The organism is Sphingomonas hankookensis, from assembly GCF_001619955.1.
In the GTDB taxonomy this organism is placed as follows: Bacteria; Pseudomonadota; Alphaproteobacteria; order Sphingomonadales; family Sphingomonadaceae; genus Sphingomonas; species Sphingomonas hankookensis_A.
The window spans coordinates 1-12,318 of record NZ_LQQO01000001.1 but is presented as its reverse complement, the minus strand read 5'-3'; the positions used below and the strand labels follow the sequence as shown (position 1 = coordinate 12,318).

13 protein-coding genes and 1 tRNA gene are annotated in these 12,318 nt (G+C 67.5%); 8 read left to right on the top strand and 6 right to left on the bottom strand.

All coding sequences use genetic code 11. The features are described from left to right. Window positions 1–25 precede the first annotated feature (25 nt). The 5 genes from AVT10_RS00080 (at window position 26) to AVT10_RS00060 (ending at window position 5,011) form a co-directional block, all read left to right on the top strand. Window positions 26–208 (top strand): hypothetical protein, encoded by a 183-nt coding sequence (locus AVT10_RS00080; protein ID WP_126012629.1) that lies wholly within the window; start codon window positions 26–28, stop codon window positions 206–208. 79 nt (window positions 209–287) lie between these two features. Beyond that, a complete protein-coding gene (locus tag AVT10_RS00075; RefSeq protein WP_066686672.1) occupies window positions 288–1,112 on the top strand; it encodes an alpha/beta fold hydrolase in 825 nt (274 codons plus the stop codon). 192 nt (window positions 1,113–1,304) lie between these two features. Then, window positions 1,305–2,633, top strand: a complete 1,329-nt coding sequence (locus AVT10_RS00070; RefSeq protein WP_066686669.1) for an MFS transporter — start codon at window positions 1,305–1,307, stop codon at window positions 2,631–2,633. After that, the gene (cysK, locus tag AVT10_RS00065) at window positions 2,630–3,550 is read left to right on the top strand and encodes a cysteine synthase A (RefSeq protein WP_066686666.1); all 921 of its coding nucleotides are present in this window, start codon (window positions 2,630–2,632) and stop codon (window positions 3,548–3,550) included. Before AVT10_RS00070 ends, cysK begins: the two co-directional genes overlap by 4 nt. Before the next feature lie 147 nt (window positions 3,551–3,697). Further along, window positions 3,698–5,011 carry a cell wall hydrolase gene (locus AVT10_RS00060; protein WP_232307811.1) on the top strand — a complete coding sequence of 438 codons (1,314 nt, stop codon included), beginning with the start codon at window positions 3,698–3,700 and terminating at the stop codon, window positions 5,009–5,011. Here AVT10_RS00060 and AVT10_RS00055 read toward each other — a convergent pair. Together AVT10_RS00055 and AVT10_RS00050 are read right to left on the bottom strand one after the other, a co-directional pair. Next, window positions 4,994–6,427 carry a PH domain-containing protein gene (locus tag AVT10_RS00055; protein WP_066686664.1) on the bottom strand — a complete coding sequence of 478 codons (1,434 nt, stop codon included), beginning with the start codon at window positions 6,425–6,427 and terminating at the stop codon, window positions 4,994–4,996. The two genes, AVT10_RS00060 and AVT10_RS00055, sit on opposite strands and share 18 nt — an antisense overlap. Continuing rightward, entirely contained in the window at window positions 6,421–6,897 is a 477-nt protein-coding gene (locus tag AVT10_RS00050; protein ID WP_066686662.1) for a PH domain-containing protein, read from the bottom strand. Before AVT10_RS00050 ends, AVT10_RS00055 begins: the two co-directional genes overlap by 7 nt. A gap of 116 nt (window positions 6,898–7,013) precedes the next feature. Here AVT10_RS00050 and purS point away from each other — a divergent pair, with 116 nt between their 5' ends. Both purS and purQ read left to right on the top strand, forming a co-directional pair. Further along, on the top strand, window positions 7,014–7,244 hold the full coding sequence (gene purS, locus AVT10_RS00045; RefSeq protein ID WP_066686659.1) for a phosphoribosylformylglycinamidine synthase subunit PurS: 231 nt from the start codon (window positions 7,014–7,016) through the stop codon (window positions 7,242–7,244). Then, window positions 7,241–7,909, top strand: coding sequence for a phosphoribosylformylglycinamidine synthase subunit PurQ (gene purQ / locus AVT10_RS00040; protein ID WP_066686656.1), 669 nt, complete (start codon window positions 7,241–7,243; stop codon window positions 7,907–7,909). Before purS ends, purQ begins: the two co-directional genes overlap by 4 nt. Window positions 7,910–7,912: 3 nt before the next feature. Here purQ and AVT10_RS00035 read toward each other — a convergent pair whose 3' ends face one another. Both AVT10_RS00035 and AVT10_RS00030 read right to left on the bottom strand, forming a co-directional pair. After that, complete coding sequence (locus AVT10_RS00035; RefSeq protein ID WP_066686653.1) at window positions 7,913–8,614, bottom strand: endonuclease NucS domain-containing protein; 702 nt, start codon at window positions 8,612–8,614, stop codon at window positions 7,913–7,915. A 1-nt stretch (window position 8,615) separates the two neighbouring features. Then, window positions 8,616–9,359 carry a queuosine precursor transporter gene (locus tag AVT10_RS00030; RefSeq protein WP_066686651.1) on the bottom strand — a complete coding sequence of 248 codons (744 nt, stop codon included), beginning with the start codon at window positions 9,357–9,359 and terminating at the stop codon, window positions 8,616–8,618. Window positions 9,360–9,415: 56 nt separating this feature from the next. Here AVT10_RS00030 and AVT10_RS00025 point away from each other — a divergent pair. Continuing rightward, window positions 9,416–9,492, top strand: a tRNA-Arg gene (locus AVT10_RS00025). Here the strand turns inward: AVT10_RS00025 and AVT10_RS18920 are convergent. Together AVT10_RS18920 and AVT10_RS00005 are read right to left on the bottom strand one after the other, a co-directional pair. Continuing rightward, complete coding sequence (locus AVT10_RS18920; protein WP_420038488.1) at window positions 9,451–11,082, bottom strand: recombinase family protein; 1,632 nt, start codon at window positions 11,080–11,082, stop codon at window positions 9,451–9,453. The two genes, AVT10_RS00025 and AVT10_RS18920, sit on opposite strands and share 42 nt — an antisense overlap. A gap of 244 nt (window positions 11,083–11,326) precedes the next feature. Further along, a complete protein-coding gene (locus AVT10_RS00005) occupies window positions 11,327–12,286 on the bottom strand; it encodes a hypothetical protein (protein ID WP_066686634.1) in 960 nt (319 codons plus the stop codon). Window positions 12,287–12,318 lie beyond the last annotated feature (32 nt).

Sequence of the window (12,318 nt, the reverse complement as noted above, 5' to 3'; positions counted from 1 at the left end):
CAGGTACACTGTACAGGAGGCCATGATGCCCACCGACAATATTACCTATTATCGCCGCCGGCTGGACGAGGCACGGCACCGCGCCAGCGAGGCGAGCCTGCCGGAAGTGCGGCGGGTCCATGCGGAGATGGCGGAACGCTACTCGGCGATTCTGCGCGATGCCGAACGGGGCATCGTCCGCCCGGTGCTGGGCATCGTTCCGCGCTGACCGTACGGTTGTCGTTCGGAGGCAACCGCGTCGCGGCTCGCTCGTTCACCGACGAGCAATTCGCAACGAGGACCGCGCCATGCCCTATGTAAAGACCCGTGACGGCACCAGCCTGTTCGTGAAGGACTGGGGACAGGGCCGCCCGGTCGTGCTGATCCATGGCTGGCCGCTGAGCGCCGACAGCTGGGACCCGCAGGCGATGGCGCTGGCCGATGCCGGATACCGCGTGATCGCCTATGACCGGCGCGGCTTCGGCCGGTCGGACCAGCCCTGGTCGGGCTATGACTATGACACGCTGTCGGACGATCTGGCCGATGTGCTGAAGGAAACCGGCGTCACCGACGACATCGCGCTGATCGGCTTCTCGATGGGTGGCGGCGAGGTTGCGCGCTATATGTCGCGCCATGGCGGCAAGGGCGTGACCCGGGCCGGCTTCATCGGATCGGTCGTGCCCTACATGCTCCAGACCGACGACAATCCCGACGGCGTGCCGCAGGACCAGCTTCAGGAGATCGCCGACAATATCAAGGCGGATCGCCCGAAATTCTTCCGCAGCTTCTTCGACCAGTTCTACGGCGTCGGCTTCATCACTAGCCCGGTGAGCGAGGAAGTGCTCGACCTGTCGTGGAACACCGCGATGCTGGCGGGCCTCAAGCCGACTCTAGCCTGTGCGGAATCGTTCGGGACGACCGATTTCCGCCCCGACCTGCCTTCGATCACCGTGCCCACGCTGGTGATCCACGGCACGTCGGATCAGACGGTGCCGATCGACGCGACAGGCCGCGCGTTGGCCAAGGCGCTGCCGAACGCCACGCTGATCGAATATGACGGCGCGCCGCATGGGCTGTTCGCCACCGAAAGCGACCGGCTGACCGAAGATCTGCTCAGCTTCCTGGGGAAATAAGCCGCCTCCCGCCCGTCGTCATTCCCGCGAAGGCGGGAATCCATAAGCGCTGACGGTCATGATGATCCTCAAGGTTGGCGCATATGGACCCCCGCCTTCGCGGGGGTGACGAACCAGGATGAAGCCACTACCCAACACCCCCCAAGCCGATCTGCATTGCCCCGCCCCGCCAGCGGACCTACACCCCGCCCCATGCGTACCACCCCCCACCCGTTATCGATCGGCCCGTTCCGCGCCTATTTCCTCGCGCGCCTGTCCAATACGTTGGCGCAGATCGCGATGGTCGTGGTCATCGGGTGGCAGGTGTACGACATCGCCCGCGAGACGATGACGATCAAGGAATCGGCGTTTCAGCTGGGCCTCATCGGCGTCGCGCAGTTCCTGCCGCTGCTGGTGCTGTCGCTGGTCGCCGGTTGGGTCGCCGACCGGGTCGATCGCCGCTGGATCGCGCGCGGATCGGTCGCGCTGGAGGGGGGCTGTGCGCTGCTGCTCGCCTGGCTGACCTATACCGGCGGGATCAGCCTGCCGTGGCTGTTCTTCGTCGCCGCGCTGCTGGGCGTCGCGCGTGCCTTTGCCGGGCCGGCGTTGCAGGCGCTCGCCCCCAACCTCGTCCCTGCCGCCGTACTGCCGACCGCCATCGCGATGAGTTCGATCGCGTGGCAGGGCGGATCGGTGCTGGGGCCGGCGATGGGCGGCTATCTCTACGCCTTCGCCCATTACCTGCCCTATGCGGTGTCGGCCGGGCTGTTCCTGTTCGGGCTGGTCATGCTGTTCCTGATCCCGCCGATCCCGCGTGCGGCGATCACCGGCAATATGAACCCGTGGCGGCAAATGCTCGACGGCCTCGCCTATGTCCGGCGCAACCGGCTGGTCTTTGGGGCGATCTCGCTCGATCTGTTCGCGGTGCTGCTGGGCGGGGCGACGGCGATGCTGCCGATCTATGCCCGCGACATCCTGCAGATCGGTGCGGACGGTCTCGGCCATCTGCGCGCCGCCCCGGCGCTGGGCGCGGTGGTCGTCGCGGCGGTGTTCGCGGTCAAGCCGCTGTCGAAGGATGTCGGCGCCAAGATGCTGCTGTCGGTGATGGGCTTCGGTGCGGCGACCGCGCTGTTCGGCCTGTCCGCGCCGTTGCTGATCCCGGTGTTCGGACCGGCGGCGATCGGCAGCGACTTCGCGCCCGCCGCGCTGCTCGCCCTCGTATCGCTGTTCGTCGTCGGCGCGACCGACATGGTATCGGTCTATGTCCGCCAGTCGCTGATCCAGCTACACACGCCCGATGCTATGCGCGGGCGGGTCGGCGCGGTGTCGACCCTGTTCGTGTCGGGGTCGAACGAGCTGGGCGAGGCGCGCTCCGGCTTTCTTGCCGCACTGGTCGGCCCGGTCGTCGCGGTCGCGGGCGGCGGGGTGCTGGCGATCGGCGTTACGATGCTATGGTCGCGCCTGTTCCCCGAACTGCGCGCCGCGCGGAGCTTTACGCCGCCCGAAGATTTGGAAGTCATCCCAAAGGAGACACAGCCATGAAGGCCGATACCATCCTGCAAACCATCGGGAATACGCCGCACGTCCGCGTCCGCCGGCTGTTCGGCGATGCCGAGGTGTGGATCAAGTCCGAACGTTCCAACCCCGGCGGGTCGATCAAGGACCGTATCGCGCTGGCCATGATCGAGGCGGCGGAAGCCTCCGGCGAATTGAAGCCCGGTGGCACGATCATCGAACCGACCAGTGGCAATACCGGCGTCGGCTTGGCGATGGTCGCGGCGGTCAAGGGATACAAGCTGATACTGGTCATGCCGGAAAGCATGAGCATCGAGCGTCGCCGCCTGATGCTGGCCTATGGTGCGACCTTCGACCTGACGCCCCGTGAAAAGGGGATGAAGGGCGCGATCGAGCGCGCGCATGAACTTGCCGCCGAAACGCAGGACGCGTGGATTCCGCAGCAGTTCGAAAATCCGGCGAACATCGACGTCCATGTTCGCACGACCGCGCAGGAAATCCTGAACGACTTCGCCGATGCGCCGATCGACGTCATCATCACCGGCGTCGGCACCGGCGGCCACATCACCGGCGTCGCCGAAACGCTTAAGGAAAAATGGCCGAACCTGAAGGTCTTCGCGGTCGAACCCGAACTCTCGCCGGTCATTTCGGGCGGGCAGCCGGGGCCGCACCCGATCCAGGGCATCGGCGCGGGCTTCGTGCCGGCCAACCTCCACACCCGTGCGATCGACGGCGTCATCAAGGTCGATGCAGGCGTGGCGAAGGACATGGCGCGGCGGTCGGCGCGCGAGGAAGGGATGCTGGTCGGCATCTCGTCCGGCGCCACGCTGGCGGCGATCCTGCAGAAGCTGCCAGACCTGCCCGACGGCGTGCGCGTGCTGGGCTTCAATTACGACACCGGCGAGCGCTATCTGTCGGTGCCGGACTTCCTGCCCGAACAGTAAGCGGCTAGGCGCGCTTCCAAACTCCGTTCGCTTCGAGCGGAGGATCGAGCTTGTCGAGATCCGCAGTCGAGAAGGCGCCGCTGGCGCGAAGTTCTCGACGGACGTTTCTCGACAGGCTCGAAACTGCTCGAACCGAACGGGTAATTTGTGGCGCATTCAGTAACCGACGCAACGCCGACCCGAAGCGGCATCCGCACCGGATCGACCGCACTCGACGGCGTGCTCGTCGCGCTGTCGCTCGCCGCTGCGGTGATCCCCGCCGTCATCGTCGAGCGCGTGCCGCCGATCCGCGTCGAACCCCGCATCGCGGCCGGCCAGCGTGGCGCTGCCGCCCCTGCCACAGGTCCCGCCATTCCCCCGCCCCCGGTCGAACCGGCCGAGTTCCGCAACCTGCCGCCTGACGGGGCGCGCGCGTTCAACGCCACCGTGCCGTTCTTCGACGGCCCCAACCCGGCGGCGCGTCCGTTCCGCTTCGCCGGCGATGCCGAGAACCGCGCCCGCGCCACCGACTGCCTTGCCGCCGCCGTCCTGTACGAAGCGGGCGACGATACCAAGGGGCAGCGTGCCGTCGCGCAGGTCGTGCTGAACCGCGTCCGCCACCCCGCCTTTCCGGCGAGCGTGTGCGGCGTCGTCTTCCAGGGATCGGAACGCCGTACCGGGTGTCAGTTCACCTTCACCTGCGACGGCGCGCTCGCCCGCGCCTACCCCGAAGCTTTCTGGGAACGCGCGCGCAAGGTCGCGGCGGCGGCGCTGTCGGGCAGCGTCTATGCGCCGGTCGGCTATGCCACCCATTATCACACCGACTGGGTCGTCCCCTATTGGCAGTCGAGCCTGCCGAAGATCGCGGCGGTCGACACGCATCTGTTCTTCCGCTGGGCCGGGTGGTGGGGCACCCCCGGCGCGTTCCGACAGGCGGCGCGGGGCGAGGAACCGCGCATCGGGCAACTCACCCCCTATTCGGATGTCCACAAGCTGCCCGAAGTGCTGGCGGTCGAACAGGAGGCCGGATTGCTGGCGGCACGCTTTGCCGGCGGATCGCTGCCACGCCCCAGCAGCGACGATCCCGACACGTTCCTCGTCGCGCTTGACGGCGCCGGATCGCCGGAGGGCTGGCCGGCGCTGGCCGCCGCCGCGTGCGGCGACCGGGTGCGCTGCAAGTTCCTCGGCTGGCGCGACCGGGCGGCGGTGCCGGCGCAGGTCGCCGCCGCCAACGAACCCGCAGCGGTCGAGGCGATGTCGTTCGGCTATTTCCGCGACCGGACCCAGTCGATCGAGCGCCGCCTGTGGAATTGCCAGCAGGTATCGCGCCCGGCGGCGGAGTGCATGCGCCGGGCGGTCGCGCCCCCGCCCCCGCCGCCGCCCGCTACACCAGTGCGAGCCGATCCGGCCGGACCCGCGCCGCTGGCCGGCGTCCGGCGGCGGACCGAACCGACGGCCGTTCCTTCACCCGTTCCGCAATAGCGCCCGCGCCAGCGAATAGGCGTCCTCGACCGCCAGATCGGAAATGTCCGGCCGCCCGATCCCCTTCGCCCCGGCAGTGTCGACCCGCACCGTCGCGATGCCGAGCAGCCGTTGCAGCGGCGAGCGGGTGACCGATACGCTTTGGATGTTCGACAGCGGCACGATCCATGCCCGCTGGGACAGCACGCCGCGCATGACCTGCAACGTGGTGCCGACGATCGCATAGCGATGCCGCCGCCGCGCCAGCAGCGCGCTGACCACCGGGATTGCCACCAACGGCAGCGCAAGGCCCGCGAGCGGCAGGAACCAGCAGGCGATGGCCACCCCGACCAGCGGCACCCCGCCGCGCAGCAACGCCGCCCGCACGACATGGCCGAAGGCGACCGGTCGCAACGGCAGCGGATCGAACGGCGGATAGCCTGCTGCCGCCAGTACCCGCGTCACCTCCTCGTCGCGCGCGAACGGCGCGACCTGTTGCCGCCCACCGGCATCGTCGCTGCCGCCCAGCGTCTGCAACCGCAGGCTCGACCAGCCCAGCCGCCCGCTGACCATGCCGCGCTCGATCAGCGCCAGCTGGATGCGGCGCAGGCTGACCACCACCTCGGTCCGGGTGGTCAGGCCGCGCACGCGGCGCAGCCGGTCGCCCTCGCGCTCCAGTCGAAAGCCATGTTCGATGAAGAAGGTCCGCGCCACGCCGCTGATCGCACCGATGACCAGCGCGGCGACGGCGGCGAGCAGCGCGAACAGCGGCGTCGCCAGCGCCATCGCCTCGCGCCGGGCCATCCCCGCCCAGTCGCGCCAGATATCCCGGTCGAACCCGATCAGATCGCCGACCTGGTTGATCGCGGCGAACAGCACGCCGACCCAGACCAGCGAGAAGCCGAACAGGCCCATGGTCAGCACGCGGCGACCGTCCATCGCGAACACCGTATCGCGCACCGGCGCCTGCTCGACCGCTTCGGCGACCGGCGCATCCCGCCCGCGCAACACCGCTCGCAACCGCGCGGCTTCGGCCAGCGACACGCTGTCGAGCGACGCCTCGTCCGCCTCGCCGCCGCCGGTTTCGATTCTCACCCGCGCCAGCCCGAACAGGCGGGCCAGCAGTTTCTGGTCGATCGACACGTCCTGGATGCGTCCGAACGGGATCGACCGGCGGTTGCGGTGCAGGATGCCGTCGGCGATCACCAGTTCGCCGTCCGCAATGCGATAGGTGAATGACCGCCAGCGCAACCATGTGACCAGTCCCGCCCCGACCAGTACCAGCGCCGCGACCCCGGCCATCACCAGCCACCCGCCGCGCGACGCCGCTGCCGATAGCGCGACCAGCCCCGCGATATTCTGCGGCGCCTTGATAACGATCCGCAGCGCGATGGTCCCGGGATGCAGCCGCCGCGCCGCATCGCGCGCGCTCACCATGGCGATGCGCCGATCGCGGCGCGGATGCGGTCGCGTACCCCCTCCGCCGCCGCGCGCGACAGGCCGGGCACCGCGACCCGGCTGTTGTCGGTGCCGGCCGTGTGCAGCACCACCGTCGCGACACCGCAGGCACGTTCGATCGGCCCCTGCGACAGGTCGATATGCTGCACCCGCCCGATCGGCACGACGGTATGCACCCGCATCAGCCAGCCATGCGCCACCTGCAGCTCCCGATCGTCGAGCGCGAAGCCCCAATGCGCGAACTTGCGCGCCGGCGCGACGAAGGTCAGCCACGCGCCCAGCACGAGCGCGGGGACGACGGCCAAGCCGTTCTGCACTCCCTGATCGGCGAGGATCAACTCGCCGACCCCGCCGACCGCTAGCAGGACCAACGCCTTGATCGCCCCCCGCCACCGCAGGACGTTCAGGAACCGGCGGTCGAGGGTGCCAAGCACAGGGGTATCATCCATGGCGGGTGTGATAGGGGCGCAATACGGCCCGCTCAAGCGAATCCCGCCTATGCTCTTGTGCACGCGGCGCGGCGGGGCCATAGCGCGCGGCAATATTGTGCAGTCGAGGGCTATCCATGAAACTCCGCATCGTCGTGACGCTCAAGAACGGCGTACTCGATCCGCAGGGCAAGGCGATCGAACACGCGCTGGCCTCGCTCGGCTTTGCGGGTGTCGGCGAAGCCCGTGTCGGCAAGCTGATCGAGCTGGAGGTCGCGGACGACACCGACGACGCGACGATCGACGCGATGTGCCGCAAGCTGCTGGCCAACACGGTCATCGAAAACTACCGGGTCGAACGGGCATGAAGACCGCCGTCATCGTCTTTCCGGGGTCGAATTGCGACCGCGACATCGCCGTCGCGCTGGAATCGGTCACCGGCACCGCGCCGACGATGGTGTGGCACCGCGACACCGACCTGCCGAGTGATATCGGTCTGGTCGCGGTGCCCGGCGGCTTTTCCTATGGCGACTATCTGCGCTCCGGCGCGATCGCGGCCCGGTCACCGGTCATGCGCGCGGTCGTCGATGCGGCGGGCAAGGGGTTGCCCGTGCTCGGCATCTGCAACGGTTTCCAGATCCTGACCGAAGCCGGCCTGCTGCCCGGCGCGCTGATGCGCAATCGCGGGCTGTCGTTCGTGTGCCGCGACGTCGCGCTGACGGTCGGCGACACCCGCTCGGCCTTCACCAGCGGCTATCGCGCAGGCGACACGATCCGCGTGCCCGTGGCGCATCATGACGGTAACTACACCGCCGACGACGCCACGCTCGACCGGATCGAGGGCGAGGGACAGGTCGCGTTCCGCTATGCCGAACCGGTCAACGGATCGGCCCGCGACATTGCGGGCCTCGTCAACGACGCCGGCAACGTGCTGGGCATGATGCCGCACCCCGAACGCCGCATCGAAGCCGCCCATGGCGGCCGCGACGGCCGCGCGCTGTTCGAAGGGCTGCTGGCCAAGGTCGGCGCATAAGCCCTACCCGATAGCGGCAAAGTTCAGGGAATATGCATAGGTCCGCAATTCGACGTTACCGGCCCGTCGAGTTGCGGCCCGAATACGATCGGAAAAAGAACCAGCGACCAGCATAGCCCGGACCGGCTGGCCCTGCTCTTGCTCAATGTCATAAGCATAGGCGAGAAGTTGTTCGAGCGCACCAGCGGGGCATTTGCCGGGCTTCAGCTCGATCACGACCGTCCGTCCATGCGCATCACGGGCCAATATATCGATACGGCCCGTTGCAACGCTGACTTCGACGCCGTTGTCGATAGCAATCAGGCCCGCCTCCAAGGCTGACAGTTGCTGTCGAACCTGAGTTTGCATCTCGCGCTCGCGCAGGAAATTCGCGTCCGCGACAATCACATCGGCAAGGTCGGTAACGACGTCCGTTACGGGTGGTGCCATGTCGTCCTCGACACCGTCCGACGCTTTTTCCAGCCGATAGAGCGAGTATCGTTTGAGGACCGATCGGGCGTGCGAGCGATAGGTCGCAAACGGCTCCTTGTCGGTGTCCTTCGCCCATTGCGCCACCGCCTCCAGTCCCTGCGACAGCAATGCCTCATCCAAGCCGCCAATAGCCTGGTCGATCCTGTTCAGAAAAGATCGATAGGTGTCGCACGCATTCTTCGACGCACCGACAGTGTTGGCGAAATAGTCGTTGAAGCCGGCCTTGTCGTACACGCTACGCTCCCTTGTTCGAAAACGGCGAGAAGTCGGTCGCGGTGTCGAAGATCTCGACGCCCTCGCGCCGCTTCAGCCACCCGACTACGATGTAGGTCAGCGGCGTCAGCACCACTTCCCATGCGACCTTCATCGCCCAGTTGGTGACCATCACCGTCACCACCTGCTGCGTCGGCCAGACATAGAGGAACGCCAGCGGATAGAAGATCGCGCTGTCGACCGCCTGTCCCACCACCGTCGACCCGATGGTGCGGGTCCATAGCGCCTTGCCGTCGGTCCACACCTTCATGCGCGCCAGCACATAGGCGTTGACGAACTCCCCCGCCCAGAAGGCGGCGATCGACGCGAACACGATGCGCGGCACCTGTCCGAACACCGCTTCATAGGCGCCCTGCCCGGTCCAGTCGGCGGCCGGCGGCATGGCGACCACCGCCCACGACATGAACGCCATGAACAACAGCGCGGCGAACCCGACCCAGATGCAGCGTCGCGCATGGGCATAGCCATAGACCTCGGTCAGCACATCGCCGATGACATAGGATACCGGAAAGAACAGGATACCTGCGCCGAACACGAACGGCGTACCGGCGATATCGATCGCCGCGACCTTCCCCGCGCCGATGATGTTCGACAGCAGCAGGATGGTGACGAACGCCGCCATCACCAGATCGAAATGCCGAAACCCGCGTTCGGGAACGGCGCTGGCCTCGACACGGTGCAGGACGGGATCGGCAGCTTCTTGCATGACGGCGTTATGATAGCGGTTCCGCTTCGCCGCAATGCGCGCTAACGAAGCGCCGGGCACCCGTAGCTCAGCTGGATAGAGCAAGGAGCTTCTACCTCCTTGGTCGGGGGTTCGAATCCCTCCGGGTGCGCCAATCACTCATGAAAGTACGAACCCTGTCGTCGGCGGGCATTTCGCCCGCGGCGGCGAGTTCGAGCGCACGGTTAGGTCCGCGGATGATGAGCCGTTCGCGGGTCATCACGACCTCGCCGACGAACGCGCGAACGTAACGGCGACGGACCTGCGAGTCGTCGGCGTCGCGCAGCCTTGCGCGTATAGCCTCGGCGAACCGTTCGACCTTCTCTGGCGTGATCCGGCCGCCCTTGGCGCCGATCTGACGCTCAAGGCTGACCGCTTCCTCAGCGATCCCCGAAAGCCGCAGCTTGAGCGTCGCCAGCCGCTCCTTCAGGAACGGGTCGTCGGGGGTGGTGACGCCGCTCTCGACCATCATGAACAGCGCGCGGATCGACTGGTTGACCTCGGTCTCTTCGGTGCGGAGGACGGCGAGCCGCTTGCGGCGGTCGGCATCGGCAGCGTCGGATGCGTCGAGCATCTCACCAAGCAGCGCCTTTAGCCGTTCGGGCTGGAACAACCGCTTCTCGAGCGCCGACACCACGGCATCGTCAACCTTGTCCATCGGCACGTTGTTGCCGCCGCAGGACAGGTCACCCTTCTTCCGGCGGTTGGAGCAGGCGTAATAGCGATACTTCCCGCCCTTGCCGGTCATCAGCATCATCGTCGAAATGCAGCCGTTGCAGCCGCAGCGGCCGATGCCGGACAGCAGCACGGGCGACGTGTGGGATCGCGGCGCGGCAATGTGCGGGTTGCGCGCCTTGAGCCGCTGCTGGACCGCCTGGAACCGTTCCTCACTGAGGATCGCGGGCACCTTGACTTCAATCCACTCCTCGCGCGGGCGCGCCTCGTTGGTGCGGCTGTTGCGGCAGCCGTAATAGTGGCGACCGGCATAGGTCTCGCGGGTCAGGATCGCGTAGATGAGGCCGGTGTGAAAATGCTGGCTGCGATGGGTGTAGCCGTGCTCGCGCAGCCACTTGACGATGCTGCCGATGCCCAGCGGCTCGCCGGTGCCGTCGCCTTCCATGTACAGGCGAAAGATCAATTCGACGAGCGGACGCTCGGCCGGATCGATCTCGAGTTTCTTCTTGTCCTTCTTGCCGCGGCGCTCGGCGACATAGGTGCGATAGCCGAGCGGTGGCGCCGAGCCGTTGTGGAAGCCGGCCTCGGCATTGGCGCTCATGACGACCTTGACCTGCTCGGCGTTGATCTCGCTCGACGCGGCATCAAGGGACGTGAATATGCTGCGGATCAGGCGCGCATGCGGACCTTCGCCGACATCCTGCGTCGCCGAGATCAGCTTGACGCCCGCCTTCTCCAGCTTGCGGCGATAGCCCTCGCACTCATACTCGTCGCGGAAGAAGCGGCTGAAGTTGTAGACGAACACGGCGTCGTATCGCTTCGGCTGCGCGCAGGCGTCCGCGATCATCCGCTGCAGTGCCGGGCGGCGATCGGTCATGCCGGACCGGCCCGCCTCGACGTAGGTCTCGACGATCTCGTAGCCGCGCTCAGCCGCCCCCCGCGCGATGCCCGTCTCCTGCTCGTTCAGCGAGGTCTCGTGCTCGGCCTGCCGCTTGGTGCTGACCCGCACATAGGCGCAGGCGCGCAACATCGTCGGGTCAGTCATCGGCAAGGATCCTAGCAAGGTCGTCGGCCAAGAGGGCCATCAGCCATTGTGACTCGCCCGGCAGCAGAGGGAAAGAGCCGGCGAGGGCATCGACCACCTCGAAACGGGGCACGTCAGCGCCGGGGACACGAAAGGCGCGGCGCCGGCGAGCATCGCCGACGCCGGGCACGCCGTTCCGACCGCCAGAGGTGGACGCACCCAAGCGCTATGCCTCCGCCTGCGCCTCCTCTCAGTCGCGTTCGGCCAGGCCGAAGTGGCGGAGGACCTGACCGATGCAGGCATCGGCGGCGATCTCGCGCTCCGCGAGCGACATCCCGGACACGTCGGGCAGGCGGATGCGATCGACGTTGTCGGCCAGCCGCTCGTAGGCACCGACCGGCTGGTCGTCGTGGCCAAGGATGGGTTCGCTCTCGATCGGCACGATCGGCTTCGGCCTGGCCGCGGTCGGCTCGGGCGCGTCGGGATCCACGACGCGGTCGATCTGCAGGAAGTCGAACGCTTCGGCGGGCCGGCACCGCTCGCCATTGGCGGCGAGATCGGCAGCGCGATCCAGCACCGCCTGGAACGCATTGCCCATCGCCTTGCGGACCTTGTTGAGCTCGACCCCGTAGGAGATCGGCGCGCGGTCAGGCTCGTGGAGGATGTCGAACAGCGCCGGAAAGGCTGCCCTGATCTCCGCAGCGATCAGCATGTTGCTGACCTTCGACACGGTCAGTCCGGGATAGTGGTTGGCGATCGCGGTGCGGCCGACACCGTTGGTCCGGGTCAGGCTGAGCAGCGCCTGCGCCTGCTCGATCGCGCTGACGCCGATCGTCCCGAGCGCGGTGTCGCACATGGCCACGACCGCCGCCTTCTCGTCGCCGTCGAACAGGATGCAGCGGACCGGGACGTCCTCGTTGCCGCTGTTCACCTCGCGGATCGCGGCCCAGCGGAAGCGACCATCGACGATCGGGTGGATGCCGTCGACCGCGGGCAGCACGACGATCTCGGCCATCGACGCGGGATCGGCGGCGCTGAGCAGCAGCGGCTTCTCATGCCTGCCGAAGAAGCGCGAGCCGCGCCGGGGATGGTGCTCCCACTCGCCGAGCCTGCTGAGCGGCACGAGGAACGTGCCGGGACGCATTGGGGCTGGCTGGAAATCCTCGCCGGCATCGGGGTCATCTTCGGTGTCCGGTTCGTCGTCCGGCATTGTGGATCGGCGTGGAAAAGGGACCCCGGTAG